We start from the raw sequence: 25,856 nt of genomic DNA on the forward strand, positions 1-25,856 counted from the left end.
GAAACGCGTGCGCGCCCCGAAGGGCGCGCACGGTAAAGCAGAGACTGGATCAGTGCACGTCTTTCCAGTATTCGCGCTTGAGCAGATAGGCGAATACGAAGAAGAAGGCCAGATACAGCAGCACGTAGACACCAATGCGCTGGCTCTCGAGCTTGACCGGGTTGGCCGAGTACTCGAGGAAAGTCACCAAGTTCTTGATGGTTTCGTCGAATTCGGCTTCCGACTGAGTACCGGTCTTCGGCACAACGGTCAGTTGATCACAGGCTTCGTGAGTGATCGGCGCGCCGGTCAGCGGATCGAACTGCTTCTTGCCGTTCTCAACCACTTGCACCTGCTTGCAACCTATCACCTGGCGACCCTGCAGGCCGACCAGCACGTTGGGCATACCCACGTTCGGGAAGACCTTGTTGTTCACACCCCAAGGACGCGCCGGATCTTCATAGAAGGTGCGCAGGTAGGTGTAGATCCAATCGGCACCACGAACACGAGCAACCAGGGTCAGATCAGGCGGCGGAGCACCAAACCAGACCTTGGCCTGCTCGGGCTGCATACCGATCTTCATGTGCTCGCCGATTTTGGCGCCAGTGAACACCAGGTTCTCCAGCATGACCTGCTCCGGGATACCCAGATCCTTGGCCACGCGCTCGTAACGCTGGAACTTGGCGCTGTGGCAACCCATGCAGTAGTTGGCGAAGGTACGCGCGCCATCCTGCAGGGCAGCCTTGTCGGTCAGGTCGATATCGACGTGATCATTCGGATACTCGAGGGCGGCCTGAGCCAAAGCAAAGGCTGGCAGTACAGCGAGAATCAGTGCGAGGAATTGCTTTTTCATCAGCCAGTCACCCTTTCCGGAACCGGTTTAGTCTTCTCCATCCGGGTGTAGAACGGCATCAGGATGAAGTAGGCGAAGTACAGCGCGGTGCAGATCTGCGACAGCAGGGTACGCTCCGGCGTCGGTGCCAGAACACCCAGCACACCCAGAATCACGAAGGATACGCAGAACACCAGCAGCCAGATCTTGCTCATCCAACCCTTGTAGCGCATGGACTTGACCGGGCTACGGTCCAGCCACGGCAGGACGAACAGGATGGCGATGGCAGCGCCCATAGCGATTACGCCCAGCAGCTTGTCCGGAACGGCGCGCAGGATCGCGTAGAACGGAGTGAAGTACCAGACAGGAGCAATGTGAGCCGGAGTCTTGAACGGGTTGGCCTGTTCAAAGTTCGGCTTCTCCAAGAAGTAACCACCCATCTCCGGGAAGAAGAAGATCACTGCGCAGAAGACGAACAGGAACACCACCACGCCAACGATGTCTTTCACCGAGTAGTAAGGGTGGAAGGCGATGCCGTCGAGCGGAATACCGTTCTCATCCTTCTTCTTCTTGATGTCGACGCCGTCCGGGTTGTTCGAACCGACTTCGTGCAGCGCCAGGATGTGCAGCACGACCAGGCCGAGCAGAACGATCGGCAGAGCGATCACGTGCAGGGCGAAGAAGCGGTTCAGGGTGATGCCGGAGATCAGGTAGTCACCGCGGATCCACATGGTCAGGTCATCACCGATCACCGGGATGGCACCGAACAGGGAGATGATTACCTGGGCACCCCAGTAGGACATCTGGCCCCAGGGCAGCAGGTAGCCCATGAAGGCCTCGGCCATCAGGGCGAGGTAGATCAGCATGCCGAAGATCCACACCAGCTCACGCGGCTTCTGGTAGGAGCCGTAGAGCAGACCGCGGAACATGTGCAGGTAGACCACCACGAAGAACGCCGACGCACCGGTGGAGTGCATGTAGCGGATGATCCAGCCGTACTCCACGTCGCGCATGATGTATTCGACGGAAGCGAAGGCTTCCTCGGCGGACGGGGTGAAGCTCATGGTCAGCCAGACACCGGTCAGGATCTGGTTAACCAGAACCAACAGGGCCAGCGAGCCAAAGAAGTAGAAGAAGTTGAAGTTCTTCGGGGCGTAGTACTTGCTCAGATGGTCTTCCCACATCTTTGTCGCGGGGAAGCGCGCATCAACCCAAGCCATGAACTTTTCCATCAGGCTTTCTCCTGGTCCACGCCGATGATCAGCACATCATCGGACTCGTAGGTGTGCGGTGGCACCGGCAGGTTCAGCGGAGCCGGCTGAGCCTTGTAGACGCGACCAGCGAGGTCGTACTTGGAGCCATGGCACGGGCAGAAGTAACCACCCACCCAATCGGCACCCAGGTCGGCAGGCGCCACTTCCGGCCGGAAGGATGGCGAGCAGCCAAGGTGAGTACACAGACCGACCAGAACCAGAATCTCCGGCTTGATCGCGCGATTGGTCTTGTCCACGTACTCCGGCTGCACGGAAGCGGCCGACTGCGGATCCGCAACGGTACCTTCCAGCTTCGCCAGATTGCTCAGAATCTCCTCGGTGCGGCGCACGATGAATACCGGCTGACCACGCCACTCAGCAACAATCTGCTGACCGGCTTCGATCTTGCCAATATTCACTTTCACCGGTGCACCGGCCGCTTTGGCCTTCGCACTGGGGAACCATGACCCCACGAACGGGACCGCAGCACCTACCGCTCCCGCAGCACCCACCACAGAGGTGGCCGCTACCAGGAAGCGACGCCGGCCTGCATTCACGCCGTCATTGCTCATTCAGTCGTCTCCCATCAGCTTTGTGGCCTGTTGTTCAGGCCTCTACTAAGTAAAAATCGGGCCGCACAAAATTTGCCGAATGGTAAAGAAAAGCCCCATTTCTGACAAGGCAATAAGCCGACACAAATTCGCCAAAAGCCTTGCAGCACGGGACTTTCCGCTGCGCGACAAGTTGTCGCACAACCACTACAGACATAAAAAAACGCCCAGCATCCTTGCGGATACTGGGCGTCTTTTGTGTAGCGTAGCGTATTAACGCTTGGAGTACTGCGGACGCTTACGCGCCTTACGCAGACCAACCTTCTTACGCTCCACTTCACGGGCGTCACGAGTGACGTAGCCCGCTTTGCGCAGAGCCGGACGCAGACTTTCGTCGTAATCCATCAGAGCGCGAGTGATACCGTGACGAATAGCGCCAGCCTGGCCGCTAACACCACCACCAACCACGGTCACGTATACATCGAACTTCTCGACGTTACCGGTCAGCTCCAGCGGCTGACGAACCACCATGCGGGCGGTTTCGCGACCGAAGAACTGGTCCAGAGTGCGGTTGTTGATGGAGATTTTGCCAGTGCCCTGACGCAGGAAGACGCGGGCGGTAGCGGTCTTGCGACGGCCAGTGCCGTAGTTTTGAGTCGCCGACATAATTAACTATCCCGTTAGATCTTCAGTTCTTGCGGCTGCTGAGCGGTGTGCGGGTGAACAGCACCCTTGTACACCTTCAGCTTGCGGTACATGTCACGACCCAGCGGACCTTTCGGCAGCATGCCTTTGACGGCGGTCTCAATGACACGCTCCGGCGCGCGCTGGATCAGCTTCTCGAAGCTGATGGACTTGATGCCGCCCGGGAAGCCGGAGTGGCTGTAGTACATCTTGTCGGAGGTCTTGGCGCCAGTGACACGTACCTGCTCGCAGTTGATCACGACGATGTAGTCGCCGGTATCTACGTGAGGAGTGTACTCAGGCTTGTGCTTGCCGCGCAGGCGGGTAGCAATTTCAGTTGCCAGACGACCCAGGGTCTGACCTGCAGCGTCGACGACATACCAGTCGCGCTTAACAGTTTCCGGTTTTGCAGTGAAAGTTTTCATTCTTCGTAGCCTCAGGGGCCGCCCTGAAAATAAGACGGCGAATCATACTGGACAGTACTTGCCCTTGCAAGACAAAGGCAGCCGAAAACAGACACTACTCGGGGGCTCGGGTCAGCGCGTCCGCTACGGCGGGGGTTCGACAGGTTAGGCATTCCCATCGAGAGTTCTTTCCGTTCGAGCTAGGCATCCTCGTCGGGAAAGACGCGGCATTATGCCGATTGGCAGAAATTATTCAACCGCAATCTGTGCGAGCAGGCATTTAACCCGCTCGCACAGGCTCGCCTTACAACGAACGGGCGATGATTTCCTTCATGATTTCGTTGGTACCGGCATAGATGCGCTGCACCCGCGCATCCGCCCAGGCCCGAGCCACCGGGTACTCCCACATGTAGCCGTAGCCGCCATGCAGCTGCACGCACTCATCGAGCACCTTGCACTGCAGGTCAGTACCCCAGTACTTGAGCATGGCCGCCGTCGGCACATCCAGTTTCTTGTTCAGGTGCAGTTCCAGGCAACGATCAACGAAGACCCGACCGATCTGGATCTCGGTGGCCATTTCGGCCAGCTTGAAGCGGGTATTCTGGAAATCCGCCACGGACTTGCCAAAGGCCTTGCGCTCACGGGTGTACTCCAGGGTCCATTTAAGTGCCGCCTCGGCATTGGCCAGCGCACCGATACCCACGGTCAGACGCTCCTGCGGCAGCTCCTGCATCAGGTAGGCGAAGCCCATGCCGGGCTGCCCCAGCAGGTTTTCCCTGGGCACACGCACATCCTGGAAGAACAGCTCGGAGGTGTCCTGCGCCTTCATACCGACCTTTTCCAGGCGCCTGCCCTTGGAAAAGCCCGGCGTGCCCGCCTCGACCAGGAACAGGCTGGTGCCCTTGGCACCTGCCTTGGGATCGGTCTTGGCCACCACTATCACCAGATCAGCCAGCCAGCCGTTGGTGATGAAGGTCTTCGAGCCATTGATCACGTACTCGTCGCCATCCAGCACGGCTGTGGTTTTCACGCCCTGCAGATCGGAGCCAGCCCCCGGCTCGGTCATGGCGATAGCAGTGACCATCTCGCCGGAAACCAGCTTGGGCAGGTACTTGAGCTTCTGCGCCTCGGAACCGTAATGAAGAATGTAGGGAGCGACGATGTCCGAATGCAGGGAAAAACCGATACCGGTCAAGCCCAGGCGGCCGATCTCCTCAATGACTACGGCGCTGTAGAGGAAATCGGCACCCATGCCGCCGTACTCCTCAGGAATGTGCGAGCAGAGCATGCCCGCCTCCCCCGCCTTGTTCCAAAGCGCCCGGTCAATATGCCCATCCTTTTCCCATTGGTGATGGAAAGGCACAGCGTCCTGCTCAAGGAACTTGCGCACGCTGTCGCGGAAGAGTTCGTGGTCGGAGCTGAACAGTGTTCTGGGGATCATGGTGACACCTAGTGAGCGGACTTATGAAGTAAGGCCAATGACTTTAACCAAGCAATCGCTTGGTCAACACTGGACACATGCGCCAAAAAATAAGACGATCCAGCCGTCAACTGACCACTTTACCCTTATAAAAATAAAACCATGGCTCCGACATCCGCTCTGCGTCGCATCAGCATCCTGGCCACCGATTGCGTGTTTGCCTCCACCCTGATGCAGGCCAAGGACTTCTTTCATATGGCCAGCCTGCGCTTTGGCAAGCTGCAGGGCCAGGGCCTGACGCCACAATTCGAAATCCGCCTGATCAGCCCCGACGGTCAACCGGTAAACAGTTTCAGCGGCGTCGCCATTGCCGTCGATGGCGCCCTGGATGAATCCGACATCGTCATCCTGCCGGCCTTCTGGGGTGACTTTGATGATCTGCTAAGGCGCTACCCGCAAATCGCGCCCTGGCTGCGCCAGCGCCACGCGGCCGGCAGCGCCATCTGCGGCGAAGCCACCGGCGTGTTCTGGATGGCCCAGGCCGGCCTGCTGGATGGCAAGGAAGCGACCACCTACTGGCGCTTCTTCAAGGAGTTCGAGCAGCGCTTCCCCAAGGTTCTGCTCAACCAGGACAAGCACCTGGCCGATGCCGACAACCTGTTCAGTGCAGGGGGCGTAACCTCGGCCTGCGACCTGTATATCTACCTGATCGAACGCTACTGCGGCGCCGCCGTGGCCCAGGCCGTGGCACGCGACACCCTCTACGAAGTGCAGCGCAGCTATACCCCGGGCCGGATCGGCTTTGGCGGCCAGAAACTGCACCGCGATGTGAGCATCCTGCAGATCCAGCAATGGCTGGAAGAACACTTCGCCGACAAGTTCCGTTTCGAGGATGTCGCCCGCGACCACGGCATGAGCATCCGCAACTTCATGCGCCGTTTCCAGAGCGCCACCGGCGACAAGCCACTGCACTACCTGCAGCGGCTGCGCATCGAAACCGCCAAGAGCCTGCTCTCTTCCACTCGCAAGAGCATCAAGACCATCAGCTACGAAGTGGGCTACGACGACGCCAGTTTCTTCGCCCGTCTGTTTCGCCAGCACACCCAGCTGTCACCCAACCAGTACCGCCAGCAGTACCGGCAGAAAGACGCCCATCCCTAGGATGGGTTGGACCAGGCGCAGACGCCCCTATGATCGGCGCAACCCTCCGGGGATTGTCCGACAACTACAAGAACAGGTTACCGTCATGCGCCGCACTCTCTTTGCCCTGCTCGCCACCTGCAGCCTGGCTGCCCACGCCAACGACAACTGGAAGCCCTTCCCGCTCGACCAGCAGGCCTACGACTACTCGGGCGAGAAGCTGCGCCAGGCCTGGCCACAACTGACCCGCGGCTTCGGCCCCAACTACCCGTTCCCGGATGCCGACTACATCGTCACCATGGCCACAAAGTACCCCAAGGCCCTGGAGTTGACCGTAGCCGGTGGCACAGGCTTTAGCGGCAAGCCGGAAGAAGCCGAAATCTATGCCGCCAAACTGCAGGATGTCTGGCGTAGCACCTTCCGTGGCGATTTCGCCAAAGCCAAGGCTGACGGCCTCAAGCTCGGCGTGGGCGGGCAGATTCCGGCGATGTTCTCCCAGGTGATCTACGCCCTGTTCATGGAAAGCAATCAGCAGGAAAAACACCGCCTGCTGGAAGAAGTCATCGACTACACCGACAAGGCCGGTGACCTGGTGCAGGCCGACGTCGCCGCCCAGTTCGGCCGCGTTTATGCCAAGGCCCGCCTGGGCGAAGAACTGTCGGTGCCGGTGGTGCTCAAGCGCGGCTACACCAGCCAGATCCCCAAAGAGCTTGATGCCCTGCTGGCCAAGCAGCCCAACCAGCCGTTCGCCCTTGCCCTGTATGGCGGCTATGAAGCCGGCGTGATCCGCAAGGTGGGTTCGATGGTCGGCCGCATGACCTACGGCGTCAGCGCCGACAAGATGGAGCAATACTTCGGCCGCTCGTTCCGCGCCAAGGACGACCTGCCAATCGGCCACTACGAGTACGCCAATGCCCTCGGCTACGTGTACGGCGACGACGAGGAAGACAAGGCCCTGCAGCACCTGCAGAAAGCCGTGGCGATCAAGCCGATCAATGCCATGGAAGCCCTGGAAGTGGCCCACGCCCAGAAGCTGCTCAAGCAGTACCAGGCGCAACTGGCCAGCAACTAAACCTGCGAGCAACAAAAAGGGCAGCCCATGGGCTGCCCTTTTGCATTTCCGCTCGCGTTACGGCTTGTGCGGACGCGAGAGAAACTCGTGAGACTGCATCTCCAGCAAACGACTGAGGGTGCGCTGGAACTCGAAGCTCAGGCGCCCGCCGGTGTACAGATCCTTCAACTCCACCTCGGCGGAGATGATCAGCTTGACGTTGCGGTCGTAGAACTCGTCCACCAGATTGATGAAGCGCCGCGCCATATCGTCCTTGGCCACGCCCATCTGCTCGACGTTGGCCAGGATCACCGCGTGATAGATCTTGCCCAGCTCGATATAGTCGTTCTGGCTGCGCGGGCCGTCGCACAGCTCGCGGAACTCGAACCAGGCGACGTCATCGCCTTCCTTGCGCGCCATGATCGCGCGGTTCTCGATCATCAGCGCCTTGTTCTCTTCCACCGTGCAGTGTTCCGGCAGCAGGCTGCGGAAGCTCTTGTCCAGGCTGATCTCGGCTTCGGCATCCAGCGGCCAGTGGAACAGTTCGGCCTGCTCCAGGGCCCGCAGACGGTAATCCACACCGCTGTCGACGTTGACGATCTCGGTGTGCTCCTTGAGCAGCGCAATTGCCGGCAGGAAGCGCGCGCGCTGCAGACCGTCCTTGTACAGACCGTCCGGCACGATGTTGGAGGTGGCTACCAGGCTCACGCCGTTCTTGAACAGCTCGTCGAGCAACGTGGCGAGAATCATCGCGTCGGTGATGTCGCTGACGAAGAACTCATCGAAGCAGATCACCCGCGCCTCGTCGGCGAAGCGCTTGCCGATGATGGTCAGCGGGTTCTTCTCACCCTTGAGGGTCTTCATTTCCTCGTGCACACGCTTCATGAAGCGGTGAAAGTGCGTGCGCATCTTCTGTTCGAACGGCAGGGCATCGAAGAAGGTATCGACCAGATAGGTCTTGCCACGGCCCACACCGCCCCAGAAATAGACGCCCTTGATCGGCCCCTGGCGCTTCTTGCCGAACAGTTTGCCAAGCAGGCCGGTGCCGCCCTGGGAACTGGCCACCAGGTCGTCATAGAGACGCTGCAGATGACGGACGGCATTTTCCTGCGCCGCATCGTGGAAGAAGTCCGGCCGCTTGAGGTCGGCCTGATAGCGCTCGAGGGGAGTCATATTCGTTAGCCGGGCAAGTAAAAACGGGGGCGCCACTTTAGCGACGCCCCCGTTGCTTGGCAATCCACCAGTGGTCTGGCGGCGCTTTATTCCTGCGGCGTCAGCGCCTCGCGCAGACGGGCAATAGCAGCCTCACGGGCCGCGGCATCGGCAAAGGCCGGACTCTCGGCCACACAGGCACCGTCCAGCCAAACGGCAAACCCGGCGCCCTGCTCACGCACATCCAGCGCCTCGCCCGACTGCAGGCGTTTGTTGACCTGCCCGGCGGTCTTGCCATCGGCGAAGGCGACCGACAGCAGCAACTGCTCACCAGCCGCGTCCAGCAGACGGAAACGGAAGCTGCCCTCTTCGTCGCGGAAGCTGACAAAACGCGCGGACTTGGCCGCCTTTTTCTTCTCACCACCAGCCACACCGACCTGCTCGCGGAACGAGCGCAGGCCCACTGCCTCGCGCAGCTCACCGAGGAACGGGGTAGCCGTCTTGCGCGCCTTGGCCGCGCCGGCAAGAAGAATGTCCTCCAGGTCGGACGGGCGCTCGATCAGCGCGTGGTAACGCTCGCGCGCTTCACCCAGTTCGTTGTCGAGCAGCGTGAACAGCGCCTGCTTGGCCTCACCCCAGGCCAGGCCGCCCTCCAGTTCGGCACGGAAAGCCGCCTGCTGCTCCGCCGTGGCGAAGGCCTGATACAGAGTGAACAGGTGCGAGCTATCGGCATCCTTCGGCTCACCCGGCAGGCGCGAGTCGGTGACAATGCGGGCAATGGCATCCTTGAGCTGCTTGGCCGTGCCAAACAGCGGGATGGTGTTGTCGTAGCTCTTGCTCATCTTGCGGCCATCGAGGCCAGGCAGGGTCGCCACGCTTTCCTCGATCACCGCCTCGGGCAGGGTGAACAGCTCGCGCCCCTTGCCGAACAGGTGGTTGAAGCGCTGGCCGATATCGCGCGCCATCTCCACATGCTGAATCTGGTCGCGACCGACCGGCACCTTGTGCGCGTTGAACATCAGGATGTCCGCCGCCATCAGCACCGGGTAGCTGAACAGGCCCATGGTCACGCCGGCATCCGGGTCTTCGCCGGCCTCAACGTTCTTGTCCACCGAGGCTTTGTAGGCATGGGCGCGATTGAGCAGGCCCTTGCCGGCGACACAGGTGAGCAGCCAGGTCAGCTCGGGAATCTCGGGAATGTCCGACTGGCGGTAGAAGGTCGCCTTGTCCACGTCCAGACCGCAGGCCAGCCAGGTGGCGGCGATTTCCAGACGCGAGCGCTGGATGCGTACCGGATCATCGCACTTGATCAGCGCGTGGTAGTCGGCGAGGAAATAGAACGAGTCGGCATCGGCCGCACGGCTGGCCACAATGGCCGGGCGAATGGCGCCGGCGTAGTTGCCCAGATGGGGAGTACCAGTGGTGGTGATGCCGGTAAGAATGCGGGTGGTCATGGCGGGTCGCTTGTCAGACTGCAATCGGGATCAGAGGCGCGGCAGAACGAGCTCTTTGAGCTCGACCAGCTTGCCGTGAAAAAAGTGGCCGCATTCTGCCACTTTCAGCAGCTCATGGGCACGGGGCAGCGCATGCGACCAGGCATACACCAGCGCCGGGTCTATCACTTCATCCTGCTCCGGCTGAATCAGGGTCAGCTCGGCCCGCTGTGCCAGCGGCGTGTCAGCAGGCAGGCGCACCACGGCCGGCGCCACCATGAACAGTCGCTTGACCGCCACGCCCTGCTGCTCCAGCCGCCCGGCCAGGCTGGCGGCGACAAAACCACCGAAGGAAAAGCCCAGCAGCGTCAGCGGCAGATCAGGGTGCTGCTCGTGCAGCCACTGCGCCGCCGCGGCCGCATCATCCACCTCGCCCTGGGCCATGTCATGCACACCGGCACTGGCACCGACACCCCGGTAGTTGAAGCGCAGCGTGCTGTAACCGGCATCACGGGCGGTGCGCTGCAGGGTCGAGATGACCTTGTTGAGCATGGTGCCGCCCTGTACCGGATTGGGGTGACACAGCAGCACCATGCCCCTGGCACCCTCTACAGGCAGGTACAGGGCTTCCAGCGGCCCGCAGGGGCCTTCGAGCGAAATGGGGGTTTCACGAACTAACAACGGGATACTCCGTGACCCTGGGACGGGCCGACACGTCTTCGATTAGCACAAGCAGGCTTGCATCGCGGTATACAGCGCGGTTTTGAGCCGTTAACGTAAAGCAAAGCCGCCTACAGAGGAAGGATTCGTGGAACAGTCGCTCACCCCCTGGCTCATGCCAGCCCTGGCCCTGATTGTCGGGATTGTCATCGGTTTCATCATCGCCCGCACCGTCCCCAGCGCCGCGCCCTCACGCACCCAGCGCGACCTCGACGAACTGAAAGAACGTTTCGACAGCTACCAGAGCGAAGTGGTCACCCACTTCAACACCAGCGCCAGCCTGCTGAAGAAAATGAACCAGAGCTACCACGACGTGCAGGATCATCTGGCCCAGGGCGCCGGCCGCCTGGCGCTGGACGAACCGACCCGCCAGCGCCTGCTCGCCGCCCTGCAGGCCGAGGAAGCCAACGCGCCGCGCGAGCGCCTGACGCCGCCGAAAAGCACACTGCCGCCCAAAGACTATGCGCCGAAAGTCGACGACGGCCCCGGCATGCTGGATGAAACCTTTGGCCTGAAACCCAAGGTCTGAATCAAAACGCCAGACAGAAAAAAGCCCCGCCAATGCGGGGCTTTTTTCATGCTGCACAGGGCAGCGTGCGACGATCAGATCGCGCCGCGGCTGCGCAGCAGATCGAGCACCTGCTTGACGCACTCTTCCACCGACAGGCTCTGGGTGTCGATCACCAGATCGGCATCCAGCGGCACGTCGTAAGGGAAGGATTCGCCCGGAATGTTGTCGCCACCGGCGGCATACAGACCCTGCGGATCGCGCTCGCGGCACACAGCCGGCGAGGCCTGGACGTAGACGGTGAGCAGGCGATCATTGCCGATCAGCGCCTTGGCCTGTTCGCGACCTTCGGCATCCGGCGCCACAAAGGCAGCCAGAGTCAGCAGGCCGGCTTCGTTGAACTGACGCGCCACGTGCGCCGCACGCCGCCAGTTTTCGGTGCGCCCGGCACGATCCTGCGGCAGGCCCTTGTTCAGGTCATGACGCAGGTTCTGGCCATCCAGCACGTACACAGCGCGCCCCATGTCGAACAGCTTGCGCTCCACGGCATAGGCCAGGGTGCTCTTGCCGGCGCCGGAGAGGCCCGAGAACAGCACGGTGGCCGGCTGCTGGCCGAAGCGGGTGGCACGCTCCTCGGTGGAGACGTGGGCCAGCTTGCCGTGGTGGCCGCCGCCCTGAGCACCGACCGGATCGGCGATGATCATGCCGGCACCGACGGTGCCGTTGGTCAGGCGGTCGATGACGATGAAGGCACCGGTGGTGCGGTTGTGCTCATAGCCATCGAGGGCAATGGGCGCATCCAGCGCTACCTTGACCCGACCGATCTCGTTCAACTGCAGGCTGCTGGCCGGCCCCTGCTCCAGGGTGTTGACGTCGACACGATGGACGATGCTCGGGATCGAGCCCGGCACGTAGCTGGTGGCACGTTTGATGTCGTATTTCTTGCCCGGCAGCATCGGCTCTTCGGCCATCCACACCAGCATGGCGTCGAAGCTGTCGGTGACCAGCGGACGGTTGTCGGCATGCACCAGCATGTCGCCGCGCGACACGTCGATCTCGTCTTCCAGGGTCAGGGTGATCGCCTGGCCAGGACCGGCCTGCTCCAGTTCACCCTCGAAGGTGACGATGGACTTGACCTTGCTGCCCTTGCCCGACGGCAGAGCGACGACTTCGTCGCCCTTGCGCACGATGCCGCTGGCCAGAGTACCGGCGAAGCCACGGAAGTTCAGGTTCGGGCGGTTGACGTACTGCACCGGGAAGCGCAGGTCGTCGAAGTTGCGGTCGCCGGCGACTTCCACGGTTTCGAGGATTTCCATCAGCGACTGACCGGTGTACCAAGGCGACTGCTCGCTCTTGTTCACCACGTTGTCGCCTTTGAGCGCGGACATCGGCACGAAGTGCAGCGAGGTCGGCTTGAGCGAGATGCCTTCGGCGAACTTCAGGTAGTCAGCCTTGATCTGCTCGAACACGCCCTGATCGAAGCCCTTGAGGTCCATCTTGTTGATGGCTACCACGATGTGCTTGATGCCCAGCAGGCTGGCGATGAAGCTGTGGCGCTTGGTCTGGGTCTGCACACCGTAGCGCGCGTCGATCAGGATGATCGCCAGGTCGCAGGTGGAGGCGCCGGTGGCCATGTTGCGGGTGTACTGCTCATGGCCGGGGGTGTCGGCAATGATGAACTTGCGCTTGGCGGTGCTGAAATAGCGGTACGCCACGTCGATGGTGATGCCTTGCTCGCGCTCGGCCTGCAGGCCGTCGACCAACAGAGCCAGGTCCACTTCATCGCCGGTAGTGCCGACCTTCTTGGAATCCTTGGTGATGGCCTCCAGATGGTCTTCGTAGATCATCTTGGTGTCATGCAGCAGGCGCCCGATCAGGGTGCTCTTGCCGTCGTCGACGTTGCCGCAGGTGAGGAAGCGCAGCAGCTCTTTGCGCTCGTGCTGGGCCAGGTACGCAACGATGTCCTGGCTGATCAGATCGGATTGATGGCTCATGGTGCAGAATCCTTAGAAGTAGCCCTGACGTTTCTTTTCTTCCATCGATCCGGCCTGATCGTGGTCGATCACGCGGCCCTGGCGTTCGGAAGTTCGGGTCAGGAGCATTTCCTGGATAATGTCGGTCAGCGTGGTCGCCGTGGACTCCACCGCGCCGGTCAGCGGGTAGCAGCCGAGGGTACGGAAACGCACCATCTTCTTGGTGATACGGGCTTTTTCTTCGTCCGAGAGGTGCTCGAGGATACGATCGTCGTCGATCATGATCAGCGTGCCGTTCTTCTCGATCACTTCACGCTCGGCGGCGAAGTACAGCGGCACGATCGGGATCTGTTCTAGGTAGATGTACTGCCAGATGTCCAGCTCGGTCCAGTTGGACAGCGGGAACACACGAATCGACTCGCCCTTCTTGACCTTGCCGTTGTACACGTTCCACAGCTCGGGACGCTGGTTCTTCGGATCCCAGCGGTGCTTGCTGTCGCGGAAGGAATACACGCGCTCCTTGGCGCGGGATTTTTCTTCGTCGCGGCGCGCGCCACCGAAGGCGGCGTCGAAGCCGTACTTGTCCAGCGCTTGCTTGAGGCCCTCGGTCTTCATCACGTCGGTGTGCTTGGCACTGCCGTAGGTGAAGGGGTTCATGTCCTGCGCCACGCCATCCGGGTTGACGTGGGTAATCAGGTCAAGACCGTACTCTTTGACCATCTTCTCGCGGAAGCTGTACATCTCCTGGAACTTCCAGCGCGTGTCCACGTGCATGACAGGGAACGGCAGCTTGCCAGGGAAGAACGCCTTGCGCGCCAAATGCAGCATCACGGCGGAATCTTTACCGATGGAATACAGCATCACCGGGTTGTCGAATTCGGCGGCCACTTCACGAATGATGTGGATGCTTTCCGCCTCAAGCTGTTTCAGGTGCGTCAGTTTGTCGAGCATGGCTACTCTCGAAATACAGGATAACGGCCGGCGGGCCGTGGACGAGCGCGCACTCTACCACAGCACCCTCTTCTAATCAGGCCGCCACTTAGATCAAAACGATCTGCTTATATACCCATCAAATCGGGTTCGGGCAGTCGATAAACAGGTGCTCCAGGGCAAAGCGCCGGGCCAGATAATCACCCAGCGCCTGCACGCCGTAACGCTCGGTGGCATGGTGACCGGCGGCGATGAACGACACGCCATTTTCCTGGGCGCTGTGGAAGGTCTGCTCGGAGGCCTCGCCACTGAGAAACAGGTCGACCCCGGCAGCAATCGCCTGATCGATATAGCCCTGCCCGCCGCCCGTGCACCAGCCGATACGCCGCACCGTGCGCGGCCCGTCGATCAGCAGCGGCTCACGACCGAGCACCTCCTGCACGTGCCGGGCAAAATCGCTGGCCAGCATCGGCTCGGCCAGCGCCCCGACCAGCCCGACGGTGCGCGGATTACCGGGCTCCAGCTCGCCCTCGACCTCGATACCCAGCTGCGCGGCCAGCTGCACGTTGTTACCCACCTCGGGGTGCACATCCAGCGGCAGGTGATAGGCCAGCAGACTCAGGTCATTGTTCAGCAATGCCTTCAGGCGGCGCTGCTTCATGCCCGTGATGCAGGCGTCCTCGCCCTTCCAGAAATAGCCGTGATGAACCAGCAGCACATCGGCCTCGGCCTCGATGGCCGCCTCGATCAGCGCGAGACTGGCGGTCACGCCACTGACGATGCGACGCACCTGGGGCCGACCTTCGACCTGCAGGCCATTGGGGCAGTAGTCCTGGATGCGCGCGGCATTCAGGTAACGGTCCGCCTCTTCCACCAGGGCGCGCAGGGCAATCGCCATCTTCGTCTCCTCATCTTGCGGCACGGGCGCTGTTACGCGCCCACGCAGTCTCTATAATGGCCGCCACCTTAAGGGGCCATGCCGGCTCCGACAACCCCAAGGATTTCCCATGCCCAAGGCCCTGCGACTCTATGGCTGGCCCCTGGCTGCCGGCCTGCTGCTGGCGCTGCTGATCATCCAGCAGTTCCCCCAGTGGGTCGGCCTGCCGAACAACTCGGTGCACCTGCGCCAGGCACCGCAGTACCAGCCCGGCATGCAGGGCCCGGTGTCCTATGCCGACGCGGTGAACAATGCCGCGCCGGCGGTTGCCAACCTCTACACCACCAAACTGGTCAGCAAGCCGGTGCATCCGCTGTTTGCCGACCCGCTGTTCAGGCGCTTCTTCGGCGACAACCTGCCGCGCCAGCAACGCATGGAGTCCAGCCTCGGCTCGGCGGTGATCATGAGCCCGGAAGGCTACCTGCTGACCAACAACCATGTGATCGACGGCGCCGACCAGATCGTCGTGGCACTCAAGGATGGTCGCGAAACCCTCGCCCGCGTGGTGGGTACCGACCCGGAAACCGATCTGGCCGTGCTGAAGATCGATCTCCAGGATCTGCCGGCGATGACCCTGGGCCGCTCGGAGAAAATCCGCATCGGCGATGTCGCACTGGCCATCGGCAACCCCTTCGGCGTCGGCCAGACCGTCACCCTCGGCATCATCAGCGCCAAGGGCCGCAACCGCCTGGGCCTGAACACCTACGAGGACTTCATCCAGACCGACGCCGCCATCAACCCGGGCAACTCCGGCGGCGCGCTGGTGGATGCCTATGGCAGCCTGATCGGCATCAACACCGCGATTTTCTCCAAGTCCGGCGGCTCCCAGGGCATTGGCTTCGCCATTCCCACCCAGCTGGCAATGGATGTGATGCAGGCGATCATCGAGCACGGCCGGGTCATCCGCGGCTGGCTGGGCATCGAGGTACAACCGCTGACCCCTGAACTGGCCGAATCCTTCGGTCTGGAAGGTCGCCCCGGCATCGTTGTGGCCGGCCTATACCGCGATGGTCCGGCGCAGAAGGCTGGCCTGCAGCTGGGCGATGTGATTCTCACCATCGATGGAGAGGAGGCCGGCGACGGCCGGCGCTCGATGAACCAGGTCGCGCGCAACAAACCCGGCCAGCAAATTGCCCTCGAGGTGCTGCGCAATGGCGAAGTCATCACCCTAAACGCCGAGGTAGGCGCAAGGCCGCCGAGCAACCCGGCCAGCCCGCAGTAAAGCGTGCGAGCATGAAAAAAGGCACCCGGAGGTGCCTTTTTTCATTCAGCCCGGCTTCAAACCAGAGGTTTGAGTGCGTCCAGCAAGGCCTGATTCTGCTCCGGCGTACCGATGGTGATGCGCAGGAACTGGGCAATGCGTGCCTGCTTGAAGTGGCGCACGATCACGCCCTGCTCGCGCAGGCCGGCAGCCAGACCCGCCGCATCCTTGCCCGGGTGGCGGGCAAAGACGAAGTTGGCCGCAGACGGCAGCACCTCAAAGCCCAGCGCCGTCAGCCCTGCAACCACCGACTCACGACTGGCGATCACCTGCTGGCAGGTCTGTTCGAAATAGGCGCGATCCTCGAATGCAGCCGCCGCACCGGCGATGGCCATGCGATCCAGCGGATAGGAGTTGAAGCTGTTCTTGATCCGCTCAAGCGCTTCGATCAGGTCGGGATGGCCAACCGCGATACCGACGCGCAAACCGGCAAGCGAACGCGACTTGGACAGAGTCTGACTCACCAGCAGGTTGGGATACTGGTTCGCCAGGCTGATCGCCGTCTCGCCACCGAAGTCGATATAGGCTTCGTCCACCAGCACCACGGTATCCGGGTTAGCCTGAAGCAACTGCTCGATGGCCGCCAGACCCAGGGCACAGCCGGTCGGGGCATTGGGGTTGGGGAAGATGATGCCGCCATTGGGCCGCGCATAATCTTCCACCCGAATCTGGAACTGCTCGTCCAGGGCGATTGCCTCGAACGGAATGCCGTACAGACCGCAATACACCGGGTAGAAGCTGTAGGTCACATCGGGGAACAGCAGCGGTTTGCCGTGCTGGAACAGGCCATGAAAGGCATGCGCCAGCACCTCGTCGGAACCGTTGCCGACAAATACCTGCGCCGTGCTCACGCCGTAGTAGTCGGCCACAGCCTGCTTCAGGCGGTCGCTGTTCGGATCCGGGTACAGGCGCAGGTTGTCGCTCAGCTCGGCCTGCATGGCCGCAATCGCCTTGGGCGACGGGCCATAGGGATTCTCGTTGGTGTTGAGCTTGACCAGCTTGGCCAGCTTGGGCTGCTCACCCGGCACATAGGGCACCAGGTCCTTGACGAAGGGACTCCAGAATTTGCTCATGCGGTTACCCCTTGATCCGGTATTCGGCACTGCGCGCGTGGGCAGTCAGCGACTCGCCGCGCGCCAGCACCGAGGCGGTCTTGCCCAGCTCGGAGGCGCCATCGGCCGAGCAGAAGATGATCGACGAACGTTTCTGGAAGTCATACACGCCCAGCGGCGAAGAGAAACGCGCGGTGCCGGAAGTCGGCAGCACGTGGTTCGGCCCGGCACAGTAGTCGCCCAACGCCTCGGCGGTGTAGCGCCCCATGAAGATCGCGCCGGCGTGACGAATCTGCGGCAGCCATTGCTCGGGATCGGCCACTGACAGTTCCAGGTGCTCGGGAGCGATGCGGTTGGCCACTACCATGGCCTGGGCCATGTCCGTCACCTGGATCAGCGCGCCACGATTCTGCAGCGAGGTGCGGATGATCTCGGCGCGCTCCATGGTCGGCAGCAGTTTCTCGATGCTCGCGGCAACCTTGTCGAGGAACTCGCCATCCGGGCTGACCAGAATGGCCTGGGCATCCTCGTCGTGTTCGGCCTGGGAGAACAGGTCCATGGCGATCCAGTCCGGATCGGTCTGGCCATCGCAGACCACGAGAATTTCCGATGGCCCGGCGATCATGTCGATGCCGACCTGGCCAAACACGTGACGCTTGGCGGTGGCCACATAGATGTTGCCCGGCCCGACGATCTTGTCCACCTGCGGCACGCTCTCGGTGCCGTAGGCCAGCGCGGCCACGGCCTGGGCACCGCCAATGGTGAACACGCGATCGACACCGGCGACACAGGCAGCCGCCAGAACGATCTCGTTCAGTTCGCCGCGCGGAGTCGGTACCACCATCACCACCTCGGCGACGCCGGCGACCTTGGCCGGAATGGCATTCATCAGCACCGACGACGGATAGGCAGCCTTGCCGCCCGGCACATACAGACCGGCGCGATCCAGCGGCGTGACCTGCTGGCCCAGCACGGTGCCGTCGGCCTCGGTGTAGGTCCAGGAGTCCTGTTTCTGCCGCTCGTGGTACAGGCGCACGCGCTCGGCGGCCTTTTCCAGCGCCGTACGCTGCTCCGGGGTAATGCGGGTGAGCGCCAGTTCCAGGCGCTCGCGCGGCAGGATCAGCTCGGCCATGGAGGTCGCCGTCACACCATCGAAGCGCTGGCTGAACTCGACCACGGCAGCATCACCGCGCTCACGCACCGCCTTGATGATGTCCAGCACGCGCTGGTTGACCGCGTCGTCGGACACGCTTTCCCAGCTCAGCAGATGATCCAGATGACGCGCGAAATCCTGGTCAGCGGCATTGAGACGACGGATAGCGATAGGAGCGGTCATAGCGGGCCTCTTGATTTGGCGATTGCTCAGGTGTCCGTAGACTAACAGCCGGCCCGCGCGGACACCTGACAATTCTGGCTATGACGCGGATAGGCTTCCGCGACCCGTTGTCGCGGACTCAATCAGGCGTGCTGATGCGCCTCAACGGCTTCGCGCAAGGTCTCGATCAGGGCCTGGATGCGCGCATGCTGCATCTTCATCGAGGCCTTGTTGACGATCAGTCGCGAACTGATGCTGGCGATCATTTCCTGCGGTTCCAGACCATTGGCGCGCAAGGTGTTGCCGGTGTCCACCACGTCGATGATCTTGTCGGCCAGGCCGACCAGCGGTGCCAACTCCATGGAGCCGTACAGCTTGATGATGTCGACCTGACGCCCCTGCTCGGCATAGAACGCCTTGGCCACGTTGACGAACTTGGTGGCCACGCGCAGACGCCCCTTGGGCTCCGGCGCGCCGACCTTGCCTGCGGTCATCAGCTTGCAGTTGGCAATCTTCAGGTCCAGCGGCTCATACAGACCCTGGCCACCGTACTCCATCAGGACGTCCTTGCCGGCCACACCCAGGTCGGCGGCGCCGTGTTCGACATAGGTCGGCACGTCGGTGGCGCGCACGATCAGCAGGCGCACATCCTCCTGAGTGGTGGGGATGATCAGCTTGCGGCTCTTGTCCGGATTCTCGGTCGGCACGATACCGGCCGCCGCGAGCAGCGGCAGGGTGTCGTCGAGAATGCGGCCTTTGGACAGGGCGATGGTCAGCATGACGCAATTTCCTTAGAACAGGCGCCAGCCCTCTCGGGCTGGCAGGCAGACAGCGAGCTACGCGGCCTTGCCTTAACCCGGCACGCGGCGAATCTTGGCGCCGAGCAGCTGGAGTTTCTCTTCGATGCACTCGTAACCACGGTCGATGTGGTAAATGCGGTCGATCAGGGTATCGCCCTCGGCAACCAGCGCCGCGATCACCAGACTGGCGGACGCACGCAGGTCGGTCGCCATCACCGGAGCGGCCTTCAGGCCGGGCACGCCGGTGACGATGGCGGTATTACCCTCGATCTGCACCTGGGCACCCATGCGACTCATCTCGTAGACGTGCATGAAGCGATTCTCGAACACGGTCTCGATCACCGTGCCGGTACCTTCGGCAATCGCGTTCAGCGCCACGAACTGCGCCTGCATGTCGGTCGGGAATGCCGGGTACGGTGCGGTACGCAGGTTGACCGCTTTCGGCCTCTTGCCGTGCATGTCCAGGGCAATCCAGTCGTCACCCGAGGTGATTTCCGCGCCGGCTTCCTGCAGCTTGGCCAGCACAGCCTCAAGAATGGTCGGATCGGTATCCTTCAGCTTGACCTTGCCACCGGTGGCGGCTGCCGCCACCAGGTAGGTACCGGTCTCAATGCGGTCCGGCATCACCTTGTAGCGCGCGCCATGCAGACGCTCAACGCCATCGATGGTGATGGTGTCGGTACCGGCGCCCTGGATCTTGGCGCCCATGGCGATCAGGCAGTTGGCCAGGTCGACCACTTCCGGCTCGCGTGCTGCGTTTTCCAGCACGCTACGGCCCTTGGCCAACGCAGCGGCCATCATGATGTTCTCGGTACCGGTCACGCTGACGGTATCGAAGAAGAAGTGCGCGCCGCGCAAGCCGCCTTCTGGCGCCTTGGCCTTGATGTAGCCGCCTTCCACATCGATCTTCGCGCCCATGGCTTCCAGGCCGCGGATGTGCAGGTCGACCGGACGCGAACCGATGGCGCAACCACCGGGCAGCGCCACTTCGGCTTCACCGAAACGGGCGACCATCGGGCCGAGCACCAGAATTGAGGCACGCATGGTCTTGACCAGCTCGTAGGGGGCGACCAGGGTCTTGATGGTACGCGCATCAACTTCGACGCTGAGCTTTTCGTCGATCACAGGCTGCACGCCCATGCGGCCGAACAGCTCGATCATGGTGGTGATGTCGTGCAGGTGTGGCAGGTTGCACACGGTCACCGGCTCATCAGCCAGCAGAGTGGCAGCCAGGATCGGCAGCGCGGCGTTCTTCGCCCCGGAAATGCGGATCTCGCCCTCGAGAGGCTGCCCGCCGGAAATAATCAGTTTGTCCATATCTCTCTCGTCGCCCGCAGGCTCAGGAACGCTCGGCCCAGGCGGCACGGCTGAAGAATTTCATGGTCACGGCGTGGATGCTGCCATCGGCGATCCACGGATTGAGGTGTGCATAAACCTGTTGCTGACGCTTCACCGGGCTCAACGCCACCAGTTCATCGCTGATCAGATTGAGCTGGAAATTGCAGCCTTCGCCTTCCACCTCAACCTGTACATCCGCCATTTTGGCTTCCAGAAAGCTCTTCACTTCAAGCGCCTGCATGCTCAACCTCACAATGGCGAACGGGAATTCAAGTGCGAGCAAAAGCTCGCGAGCCGGGCATCATACAAAAAACCCCCCGATCTGCGAACCCTGCACAGGTGTTCGCTGACGGAGGGCTATGCCAGCGTCAGGCCTGCAGCGGCAACAAATCGCCAAGACCGGAGACCTGGGCGATCTCGCGCATGTCCTCGGGCAGGTTGCGCAGCGCCAGCTGTTTGCCTGCGCCCCGGGCATCGCGCATGAACGCCAGCACCAGCGCCAGCCCGACACTTGACGATTTGCTCACGCCGGCGCAATCGAGCAACACGCTGCCCTTCGTGCAACCCGTGATCAGCTGCCGACCCTGCTCGCGCAAGGCCGGACCACTGCGATAGTCCAGCACACCGACCAGACTCAGAACGCCGTCGGCGGCCAGCGTCAGGTTCGCTTCACTCATTGCGCATCGGCCTGGGCGGTCTGCTTGGCCTTGGCGACCACGTCGGCCCAGCTGGCAATGGTCTTTTCCAGATCGTTGCCATTGCGCTGCATGCTGTCGGCGAACTGGTCACGGAACAGCTTGCCGATATTGATGCCGTTGATGATCACGTTGCGCATCTTCCAGCCACTCGCCTGGCTGACCATGGTGTAGGAGATCGGATAGACCACACCCTTGTGATCGACGATTTCCATGTTGATGCTGGTGCGGACCGGATCAACCTTGCCAGTGGCCGGCAGCACGCGAATGGTCTGGTTGTCGTACTCCAGCAGGGCATTGCCGTAGAACTGCATCAGGCTGCGCTTGAACTCCTGCTCGAAGCGCTTGATCTGCTCCGGCGTGGCCTTGCGGGTGAACTTGACAGTCATCACGCCCTTGGCAATGCCCTCGGAGTCAACCACCGGCCCGAGAATGCGCTCCAGCGCATCGTAGAACGCCTGCGGATTGCTCTGATAACCAGCCTTGTTGGCCTTGAGATCGGCCAGCAGGTTGTCGGTGGTCTGTTGCACCACCTGCTGCGCACTGGGCATGGCCACAGCCATCAGGGGGAATACGGCCAGCAGTGCCAGCAGGCTGCGACGCAATGTCTTCAACATGGAAAAATGCCTCGTTACGGAGAATTGCCTTACTTGCTTTCTTCTTTGTTGACCGAGTTCAGCAGGAACTTGCCGATCAGGTCTTCCAGTACCAGCGCCGACTGGGTATCGGAAATCTGACCGCCTTCGCCCAGCACCTCCTCCTCGCCGCCCACGCTGATGCCGATGTACTTCTCGCCCAGCAGACCGGCAGTCAGGATCGACGCCGTGGAGTCGACCGGCAGGTTGTTCACCTGTTTCTCGATATCCATGGTGACCCGGCCGGTGTAGCTGTCGCGATCCAGATCAATCGCGGTGACCTTGCCGATGGTCACGCCCGCCATGGTGACCTTGGCGCGCACGGTCAGCCCGGCAATGTTGTCGAAGTTGGCGTAGACCTTGTAGGTCTCACCGGCACTGGATACCGACAGACCACTGACCCGCAGGGCCAGCAGCAGCAGCGCCAGCAGGCCGGCCAGCAGGAACAGGCCGACACCAATTTCCAGGGTGCGGATTTGCATCAGAAATCTCCAAACATCAGGGCAGTCAGAATGAAGTCCAGACCCAGTACAGCCAGCGAGGCATAGACCACGGTCCGGGTAGTGGCATGGCTGATCCCTTCCGAGGTGGGCTCGCAATCGAAGCCCTGGAATACCGCAATCCAGGTCACCACGAAGGCAAACACGACGCTCTTGATCACGCCATTGAGGACATCCTCGGAAAACTCGACGCTGTTCTGCATGTTCGCCCAGAACGAGCCGTCATACACACCCAGCCAGTCCACCGCGACCATCGCCCCGCCCCAGATGCCGACCACGCTGAAAATCGCAGCCAGCAGCGGCATGGAGATAAAGCCGGCCCACAGGCGCGGGGCAATGATGTACTTGAGTGGGTCGACACCAATCATTTCCAGCGAGGAAATCTGTTCGGTAGACTTCATGTTGCCGATCTCGGCCGTCAGCGCCGAGCCGGCACGACCGGCAAACAGCAAACCGGTCACCACCGGCCCCAGCTCACGTAACAGAGTCAGCGCAACCATCTGCCCCACGGCCTGTTCGGAGCCATAGTCGACCAGAATGTTGTAGCCCTGCAGGGCCAGCACCATGCCAATGAACAGGCCGGACACAACAATGATCGGCAGCGACAGCACACCGACAGCAAACAGCTGCTTGAGCAGCAACTGGAAACCATTGCGCGTGCCACTGCGCCCACCCAGGGCATGCATGAGGAAGATCGTCGACCGCCCAAGGGCCTCGACCAGAGTCAGGCCACTGGCGCCCAGCAGGCGGATCTGCTCCAGCAACGAGCGCTTACGCATCGTCACCCCCCAGCAGTTGCTCACGGTAGTCCGGCGCCGGAAAATGGAAAGGCACCGGACCATCCGGAATGCCCTGCATGAACTGACGAATACGAGGATTGGCAGAGTTCATCAGCTCATCCGGGGTGCCGTGACCCAGCACCTGGGAGTCTCCTACTACATAGAGGTAATCGGCGATGCTGGCGGTTTCCGCCAGATCGTGAGAGACCACGATACTGGTAATCCCGAGCGCATCGTTGAGCAGGCGGATCAGGCGCACCAGAACCCCCATGGCGATCGGATCCTGGCCGACGAAGGGTTCGTCGTACATGAGAATCTGCGGATCCAGGGCAATGGCACGCGCCAGGGCGACACGACGCTTCATGCCTCCGGACAGCTCATCCGGCATCAGCTCGACGGCGCCACGCAGACCAACGGCCTGCAGTTTCATCAGCACGATGTCGCGAATCATTTCTTCCGGTAGCGCGGTATGCACACGCAAAGGGAAGGCGACGTTCTCGAATACATCCAGATCGGTAAACAGGGCGCCGCTCTGAAACAGCACGCCAAACTGCTTGCGCATGTCGAACAGTTCGCTGCGCGACAGCTGCGGCAGATTGCGGCCATTGACCCACACTTCGCCCGCCGAGGGCTTGAGCTGGGCAGCAATCAGTCGCAGCAGCGTGGTTTTTCCGCAGCCAGAGGGCCCCATGATGCCGGTGACCTTGCCCCGCGGGATGATGATATCCACGTTGTCGAAAATAGTGCGCTCGCCACGTTTGAAGGTGACGCCCTTCAGTTCGACCGCGCAGTCGTTACCGGCACTCATCTGTTCTCCTTGCAAACCGCCCTCCTTGGTTGACGCCAGCACCTTGCAGCAAGGCACCCGCTCAGGCATGGGCAGTAATGAGCCGCGCAATATACCACCGCTGCCAGGCGCACCCAAGGCAAGCGCAACATGGCTGACAGGTGAGCACTTCCCCCGAAGACGGTATACTCCGCGTTTTACCTGATCAGTCATGAATGCCATGGGCCAGCCCGCCGACCTGAAACAATCCGCCGAGCGCACCATCCGCCTGGAGCTGCAGGCCATCGAGGCCCTGCTGCAGCGCATTGATGGCGACTTCGAGAGAGCCTGCCAGCTGATTCTGAACAGCCGCGGCCGCGTGGTGGTGGTCGGCATGGGCAAATCCGGACATATCGGCAACAAGATCGCCGCCACCCTGGCCAGCACTGGCACCCCGGCGTTTTTCGTCCATCCGGCCGAGGCCAGTCACGGCGACATGGGCATGATTACCCGCGACGACGTGATTCTGGCACTGTCCAACTCCGGCAGCACCGCAGAAATCGTCACCTTGCTACCCCTGATCAAACGCCTCGGCATTGCCCTGATCAGTATGACCGGCAACCCGGCATCGCCCCTGGCCCAAGCCGCCGAAGTCAACCTCGACGCGCGCGTCGAGCAGGAAGCCTGCCCGCTGAACCTGGCTCCGACCTCCTCTACCACCGCCAGCCTGGTTCTCGGCGACGCCCTGGCGATCGCCCTGCTGGAGGCTCGAGGCTTCACCGCCGAAGATTTCGCCTTTTCCCACCCGGGCGGCGCCCTGGGTCGACGCCTGCTGCTCAAGGTAGAAAACATCATGCACGCAGGCGAGCGCCTGCCACTGATAAAACGCGGCACCAGCCTGCGCGAAGCACTGCTGGAGATGACTCGCAAGGGCCTGGGCATGACCGTCATCGAAGAAGCCGATGGCCGACTGGCCGGCATCTTCACCGACGGCGACCTGCGCCGCACTCTGGACAAGGGACTAGATATCCACAACTGCCTGATCGACGACGTGATGACCGTGCATGGCAAGACCGCTCGCCCGGATATGCTGGCCGCCGAGGCTCTGAAAATCATGGAAGACCACAAGATCAACGCGCTGGTCGCCGTCGACCGCGACGACCGTCCGGTGGGCGCCCTGAACATGCACGATTTGCTGCGCGCGGGAGTCCTCTGATGAGCAACGAACTGCTGCAACGCGCCCGCGCCATCAAACTGGCCATCTTCGATGTCGATGGTGTGCTCACCGATGGTCGTCTGTACTTTTTGCCCGACGGCAGCGAATTCAAGACGTTCAACACCCTCGATGGCCACGGCATCAAGATGCTGATTGCCTCAGGCGTGCAGACCGCCATCATCAGCGGGCGCAAGACCCCGGTGGTAGAGCGCCGCGCCCAGAACCTCGGCATCCAGCACCTGTTCCAGGGCCGCGAAGACAAGCTTGTGGTGCTTGATGGCCTGCTCGCCGAACTCGGCCTGAGTTATGAGCAGGTTGCCTACCTCGGCGACGACCTCCCCGATCTCCCGGTAATCCGCCGCGTCGGCCTGGGCATGGCAGTCGCCAGTGCCGATGGCTTCGTTCGCCAGCACGCCCACGGCGTCACCCAGGCCCGCGGCGGCGAAGGCGCTGCACGCGAGTTCTGCGAATTGATCCTGCGCGCCCAGGGCAACCTGGACGCTGCGCAAGCCGCCTATCTGTAGGAAACAGC

General features: G+C 61.9%; 27 protein-coding genes and 1 pseudogene. 6 read left to right on the forward strand and 22 right to left on the reverse strand.

The annotated features are described in order from the left end of the window. Positions 1 to 49: 49 nt before the first annotated feature. The 6 genes from HNP49_RS00630 to HNP49_RS00655 all read right to left on the reverse strand — a co-directional run bounded on the left by HNP49_RS00630 (position 50) and on the right by HNP49_RS00655 (position 5,144). The gene (locus HNP49_RS00630; protein WP_184679679.1) at positions 50 to 832 is read right to left on the reverse strand and encodes a cytochrome c1; all 783 of its coding nucleotides are present in this window, start codon (positions 830 to 832) and stop codon (positions 50 to 52) included. After that, positions 832 to 2,043: a cytochrome bc complex cytochrome b subunit gene (locus tag HNP49_RS00635; RefSeq protein WP_184679680.1), complete on the reverse strand. Its 1,212-nt coding sequence runs from the start codon at positions 2,041 to 2,043 to the stop codon at positions 832 to 834. Before HNP49_RS00635 ends, HNP49_RS00630 begins: the two co-directional genes overlap by 1 nt. Beyond that, entirely contained in the window at positions 2,043 to 2,636 is a 594-nt protein-coding gene (gene petA, locus HNP49_RS00640) for a ubiquinol-cytochrome c reductase iron-sulfur subunit (protein ID WP_184679681.1), read from the reverse strand. Before petA ends, HNP49_RS00635 begins: the two co-directional genes overlap by 1 nt. Before the next feature lie 252 nt (positions 2,637 to 2,888). Beyond that, positions 2,889 to 3,281: a 30S ribosomal protein S9 gene (gene rpsI, locus HNP49_RS00645; RefSeq protein WP_184679682.1), complete on the reverse strand. Its 393-nt coding sequence runs from the start codon at positions 3,279 to 3,281 to the stop codon at positions 2,889 to 2,891. A 14-nt stretch (positions 3,282 to 3,295) separates the two neighbouring features. Continuing rightward, entirely contained in the window at positions 3,296 to 3,724 is a 429-nt protein-coding gene (gene rplM / locus HNP49_RS00650; protein WP_184679683.1) for a 50S ribosomal protein L13, read from the reverse strand. A 283-nt stretch (positions 3,725 to 4,007) separates the two neighbouring features. Next, positions 4,008 to 5,144: an acyl-CoA dehydrogenase family protein gene (locus HNP49_RS00655; RefSeq protein ID WP_184679684.1), complete on the reverse strand. Its 1,137-nt coding sequence runs from the start codon at positions 5,142 to 5,144 to the stop codon at positions 4,008 to 4,010. Between the two features lie 234 nt (positions 5,145 to 5,378). Between HNP49_RS00655 and HNP49_RS00660 the strand changes: the two genes are divergently transcribed. Continuing rightward, positions 5,379 to 6,284, forward strand: coding sequence for a GlxA family transcriptional regulator (locus tag HNP49_RS00660; protein WP_184681103.1), 906 nt, complete (start codon positions 5,379 to 5,381; stop codon positions 6,282 to 6,284). Between the two features lie 85 nt (positions 6,285 to 6,369). After that, complete coding sequence (locus tag HNP49_RS00665) at positions 6,370 to 7,335, forward strand: hypothetical protein (RefSeq protein ID WP_184679685.1); 966 nt, start codon at positions 6,370 to 6,372, stop codon at positions 7,333 to 7,335. A 57-nt stretch (positions 7,336 to 7,392) separates the two neighbouring features. On the opposite strand, the gene zapE is transcribed toward HNP49_RS00665, so the two are convergent. The 3 genes and pseudogenes from zapE to HNP49_RS00680 all read right to left on the reverse strand — a co-directional run. Next, positions 7,393 to 8,487, reverse strand: coding sequence for a cell division protein ZapE (gene zapE, locus HNP49_RS00670; RefSeq protein ID WP_184679686.1), 1,095 nt, complete (start codon positions 8,485 to 8,487; stop codon positions 7,393 to 7,395). An 86-nt stretch (positions 8,488 to 8,573) separates the two neighbouring features. Beyond that, positions 8,574 to 9,920, reverse strand: a complete 1,347-nt coding sequence (locus tag HNP49_RS00675) for a tryptophan--tRNA ligase (protein ID WP_184679687.1) — start codon at positions 9,918 to 9,920, stop codon at positions 8,574 to 8,576. 30 nt (positions 9,921 to 9,950) lie between these two features. Next, a pseudogene (locus HNP49_RS00680) lies at positions 9,951 to 10,589 on the reverse strand (alpha/beta hydrolase); the annotation flags it as partial. A 118-nt stretch (positions 10,590 to 10,707) separates the two neighbouring features. On the opposite strand from HNP49_RS00680, the gene HNP49_RS00685 reads away from it, so the two are divergent. Beyond that, positions 10,708 to 11,148 carry a YhcB family protein gene (locus HNP49_RS00685; protein WP_184679700.1) on the forward strand — a complete coding sequence of 147 codons (441 nt, stop codon included), beginning with the start codon at positions 10,708 to 10,710 and terminating at the stop codon, positions 11,146 to 11,148. A 74-nt stretch (positions 11,149 to 11,222) separates the two neighbouring features. Here HNP49_RS00685 and cysN read toward each other — a convergent pair whose 3' ends face one another. The 3 genes from cysN to HNP49_RS00700 all read right to left on the reverse strand — a co-directional run bounded on the left by cysN (position 11,223) and on the right by HNP49_RS00700 (position 14,928). Beyond that, positions 11,223 to 13,121, reverse strand: a complete 1,899-nt coding sequence (gene cysN, locus HNP49_RS00690; RefSeq protein ID WP_184679702.1) for a sulfate adenylyltransferase subunit CysN — start codon at positions 13,119 to 13,121, stop codon at positions 11,223 to 11,225. 12 nt (positions 13,122 to 13,133) lie between these two features. Beyond that, a complete protein-coding gene (gene cysD, locus HNP49_RS00695; protein WP_184679713.1) occupies positions 13,134 to 14,051 on the reverse strand; it encodes a sulfate adenylyltransferase subunit CysD in 918 nt (305 codons plus the stop codon). Between the two features lie 118 nt (positions 14,052 to 14,169). Next, entirely contained in the window at positions 14,170 to 14,928 is a 759-nt protein-coding gene (locus HNP49_RS00700) for a Nif3-like dinuclear metal center hexameric protein (RefSeq protein ID WP_184679722.1), read from the reverse strand. Positions 14,929 to 15,037: 109 nt separating this feature from the next. Between HNP49_RS00700 and algW the strand changes: the two genes are divergently transcribed. Beyond that, positions 15,038 to 16,189, forward strand: a complete 1,152-nt coding sequence (gene algW, locus HNP49_RS00705; RefSeq protein ID WP_184679724.1) for a Do family serine endopeptidase AlgW — start codon at positions 15,038 to 15,040, stop codon at positions 16,187 to 16,189. Between the two features lie 56 nt (positions 16,190 to 16,245). Here the strand turns inward: algW and hisC are convergent, their stop codons facing one another. From hisC to HNP49_RS00755, 10 genes are all read right to left on the reverse strand, one after another. Next, on the reverse strand, positions 16,246 to 17,301 hold the full coding sequence (hisC, locus tag HNP49_RS00710) for a histidinol-phosphate transaminase (protein WP_184679726.1): 1,056 nt from the start codon (positions 17,299 to 17,301) through the stop codon (positions 16,246 to 16,248). Between the two features lie 4 nt (positions 17,302 to 17,305). After that, positions 17,306 to 18,616 carry a histidinol dehydrogenase gene (gene hisD / locus HNP49_RS00715; protein ID WP_184679729.1) on the reverse strand — a complete coding sequence of 437 codons (1,311 nt, stop codon included), beginning with the start codon at positions 18,614 to 18,616 and terminating at the stop codon, positions 17,306 to 17,308. 122 nt (positions 18,617 to 18,738) lie between these two features. Next, positions 18,739 to 19,374, reverse strand: a complete 636-nt coding sequence (gene hisG, locus HNP49_RS00720) for an ATP phosphoribosyltransferase (protein WP_184679730.1) — start codon at positions 19,372 to 19,374, stop codon at positions 18,739 to 18,741. Positions 19,375 to 19,446: 72 nt separating this feature from the next. After that, positions 19,447 to 20,712: a UDP-N-acetylglucosamine 1-carboxyvinyltransferase gene (gene murA / locus HNP49_RS00725; protein ID WP_184679732.1), complete on the reverse strand. Its 1,266-nt coding sequence runs from the start codon at positions 20,710 to 20,712 to the stop codon at positions 19,447 to 19,449. A gap of 22 nt (positions 20,713 to 20,734) precedes the next feature. Continuing rightward, positions 20,735 to 20,974 (reverse strand): BolA family protein, encoded by a 240-nt coding sequence (locus HNP49_RS00730; protein ID WP_184679734.1) that lies wholly within the window; start codon positions 20,972 to 20,974, stop codon positions 20,735 to 20,737. A 127-nt stretch (positions 20,975 to 21,101) separates the two neighbouring features. Beyond that, positions 21,102 to 21,410: a lipid asymmetry maintenance protein MlaB gene (locus HNP49_RS00735; RefSeq protein ID WP_184679736.1), complete on the reverse strand. Its 309-nt coding sequence runs from the start codon at positions 21,408 to 21,410 to the stop codon at positions 21,102 to 21,104. Next, complete coding sequence (locus tag HNP49_RS00740; protein ID WP_184679739.1) at positions 21,407 to 22,045, reverse strand: phospholipid-binding protein MlaC; 639 nt, start codon at positions 22,043 to 22,045, stop codon at positions 21,407 to 21,409. Before HNP49_RS00740 ends, HNP49_RS00735 begins: the two co-directional genes overlap by 4 nt. Before the next feature lie 29 nt (positions 22,046 to 22,074). Next, positions 22,075 to 22,545, reverse strand: a complete 471-nt coding sequence (gene mlaD, locus HNP49_RS00745; RefSeq protein WP_184679741.1) for an outer membrane lipid asymmetry maintenance protein MlaD — start codon at positions 22,543 to 22,545, stop codon at positions 22,075 to 22,077. Beyond that, positions 22,545 to 23,342 (reverse strand): lipid asymmetry maintenance ABC transporter permease subunit MlaE, encoded by a 798-nt coding sequence (gene mlaE, locus HNP49_RS00750; RefSeq protein WP_184679743.1) that lies wholly within the window; start codon positions 23,340 to 23,342, stop codon positions 22,545 to 22,547. Before mlaE ends, mlaD begins: the two co-directional genes overlap by 1 nt. Beyond that, on the reverse strand, positions 23,335 to 24,150 hold the full coding sequence (locus HNP49_RS00755; RefSeq protein WP_184679745.1) for an ATP-binding cassette domain-containing protein: 816 nt from the start codon (positions 24,148 to 24,150) through the stop codon (positions 23,335 to 23,337). Before HNP49_RS00755 ends, mlaE begins: the two co-directional genes overlap by 8 nt. Before the next feature lie 199 nt (positions 24,151 to 24,349). On the opposite strand from HNP49_RS00755, the gene HNP49_RS00760 reads away from it, so the two are divergent. Both HNP49_RS00760 and HNP49_RS00765 read left to right on the forward strand, forming a co-directional pair. Next, the gene (locus tag HNP49_RS00760) at positions 24,350 to 25,324 is read left to right on the forward strand and encodes a KpsF/GutQ family sugar-phosphate isomerase (RefSeq protein WP_184681105.1); all 975 of its coding nucleotides are present in this window, start codon (positions 24,350 to 24,352) and stop codon (positions 25,322 to 25,324) included. Then, positions 25,324 to 25,848, forward strand: coding sequence for an HAD family hydrolase (locus HNP49_RS00765; protein ID WP_184679746.1), 525 nt, complete (start codon positions 25,324 to 25,326; stop codon positions 25,846 to 25,848). Before HNP49_RS00760 ends, HNP49_RS00765 begins: the two co-directional genes overlap by 1 nt. The last annotated feature ends 8 nt before the right edge of the window (positions 25,849 to 25,856 follow it).

The organism is Pseudomonas fluvialis, assembly GCF_014207935.1.
Taxonomy (GTDB): Bacteria; Pseudomonadota; Gammaproteobacteria; order Pseudomonadales; family Pseudomonadaceae; genus Aquipseudomonas; species Aquipseudomonas fluvialis_A.

Excerpts from the sequence above, each read along its gene's own strand:
- zapE (WP_184679686.1), bottom strand. The coding sequence starts at position 8,487 with ATGACTCCCCTCGAGCGCTATCAGGCCGACCTCAAGCGGCCGGACTTC.
- cysN (WP_184679702.1), bottom strand. The coding sequence starts at position 13,121 with ATGAGCCATCAATCCGATCTGATCAGCCAGGACATCGTTGCGTACCTG.
- HNP49_RS00655 (WP_184679684.1), bottom strand. The coding sequence starts at position 5,144 with ATGATCCCCAGAACACTGTTCAGCTCCGACCACGAACTCTTCCGCGAC.
- HNP49_RS00700 (WP_184679722.1), bottom strand. The coding sequence starts at position 14,928 with ATGGCGATTGCCCTGCGCGCCCTGGTGGAAGAGGCGGACCGTTACCTG.
- mlaD (WP_184679741.1), bottom strand. The coding sequence starts at position 22,545 with ATGCAAATCCGCACCCTGGAAATTGGTGTCGGCCTGTTCCTGCTGGCC.
- hisC (WP_184679726.1), bottom strand. The coding sequence starts at position 17,301 with ATGAGCAAATTCTGGAGTCCCTTCGTCAAGGACCTGGTGCCCTATGTG.
- HNP49_RS00635 (WP_184679680.1), bottom strand. The coding sequence starts at position 2,043 with ATGGAAAAGTTCATGGCTTGGGTTGATGCGCGCTTCCCCGCGACAAAG.
- HNP49_RS00735 (WP_184679736.1), bottom strand. The coding sequence starts at position 21,410 with ATGAGTGAAGCGAACCTGACGCTGGCCGCCGACGGCGTTCTGAGTCTG.
- HNP49_RS00665 (WP_184679685.1), top strand. The coding sequence starts at position 6,370 with ATGCGCCGCACTCTCTTTGCCCTGCTCGCCACCTGCAGCCTGGCTGCC.
- HNP49_RS00755 (WP_184679745.1), bottom strand. The coding sequence starts at position 24,150 with ATGAGTGCCGGTAACGACTGCGCGGTCGAACTGAAGGGCGTCACCTTC.
- HNP49_RS00760 (WP_184681105.1), top strand. The coding sequence starts at position 24,350 with ATGGGCCAGCCCGCCGACCTGAAACAATCCGCCGAGCGCACCATCCGC.
- algW (WP_184679724.1), top strand. The coding sequence starts at position 15,038 with ATGCCCAAGGCCCTGCGACTCTATGGCTGGCCCCTGGCTGCCGGCCTG.
- mlaE (WP_184679743.1), bottom strand. The coding sequence starts at position 23,342 with ATGCGTAAGCGCTCGTTGCTGGAGCAGATCCGCCTGCTGGGCGCCAGT.
- HNP49_RS00660 (WP_184681103.1), top strand. The coding sequence starts at position 5,379 with ATGGCCAGCCTGCGCTTTGGCAAGCTGCAGGGCCAGGGCCTGACGCCA.
- murA (WP_184679732.1), bottom strand. The coding sequence starts at position 20,712 with ATGGACAAACTGATTATTTCCGGCGGGCAGCCTCTCGAGGGCGAGATC.
- hisG (WP_184679730.1), bottom strand. The coding sequence starts at position 19,374 with ATGCTGACCATCGCCCTGTCCAAAGGCCGCATTCTCGACGACACCCTG.
- rplM (WP_184679683.1), bottom strand. The coding sequence starts at position 3,724 with ATGAAAACTTTCACTGCAAAACCGGAAACTGTTAAGCGCGACTGGTAT.
- hisD (WP_184679729.1), bottom strand. The coding sequence starts at position 18,616 with ATGACCGCTCCTATCGCTATCCGTCGTCTCAATGCCGCTGACCAGGAT.
- HNP49_RS00730 (WP_184679734.1), bottom strand. The coding sequence starts at position 20,974 with ATGCAGGCGCTTGAAGTGAAGAGCTTTCTGGAAGCCAAAATGGCGGAT.
- petA (WP_184679681.1), bottom strand. The coding sequence starts at position 2,636 with ATGAGCAATGACGGCGTGAATGCAGGCCGGCGTCGCTTCCTGGTAGCG.
- HNP49_RS00630 (WP_184679679.1), bottom strand. The coding sequence starts at position 832 with ATGAAAAAGCAATTCCTCGCACTGATTCTCGCTGTACTGCCAGCCTTT.
- HNP49_RS00765 (WP_184679746.1), top strand. The coding sequence starts at position 25,324 with ATGAGCAACGAACTGCTGCAACGCGCCCGCGCCATCAAACTGGCCATC.
- HNP49_RS00675 (WP_184679687.1), bottom strand. The coding sequence starts at position 9,920 with ATGACCACCCGCATTCTTACCGGCATCACCACCACTGGTACTCCCCAT.
- cysD (WP_184679713.1), bottom strand. The coding sequence starts at position 14,051 with ATGCTCGACAAACTGACGCACCTGAAACAGCTTGAGGCGGAAAGCATC.
- HNP49_RS00740 (WP_184679739.1), bottom strand. The coding sequence starts at position 22,045 with ATGTTGAAGACATTGCGTCGCAGCCTGCTGGCACTGCTGGCCGTATTC.
- rpsI (WP_184679682.1), bottom strand. The coding sequence starts at position 3,281 with ATGTCGGCGACTCAAAACTACGGCACTGGCCGTCGCAAGACCGCTACC.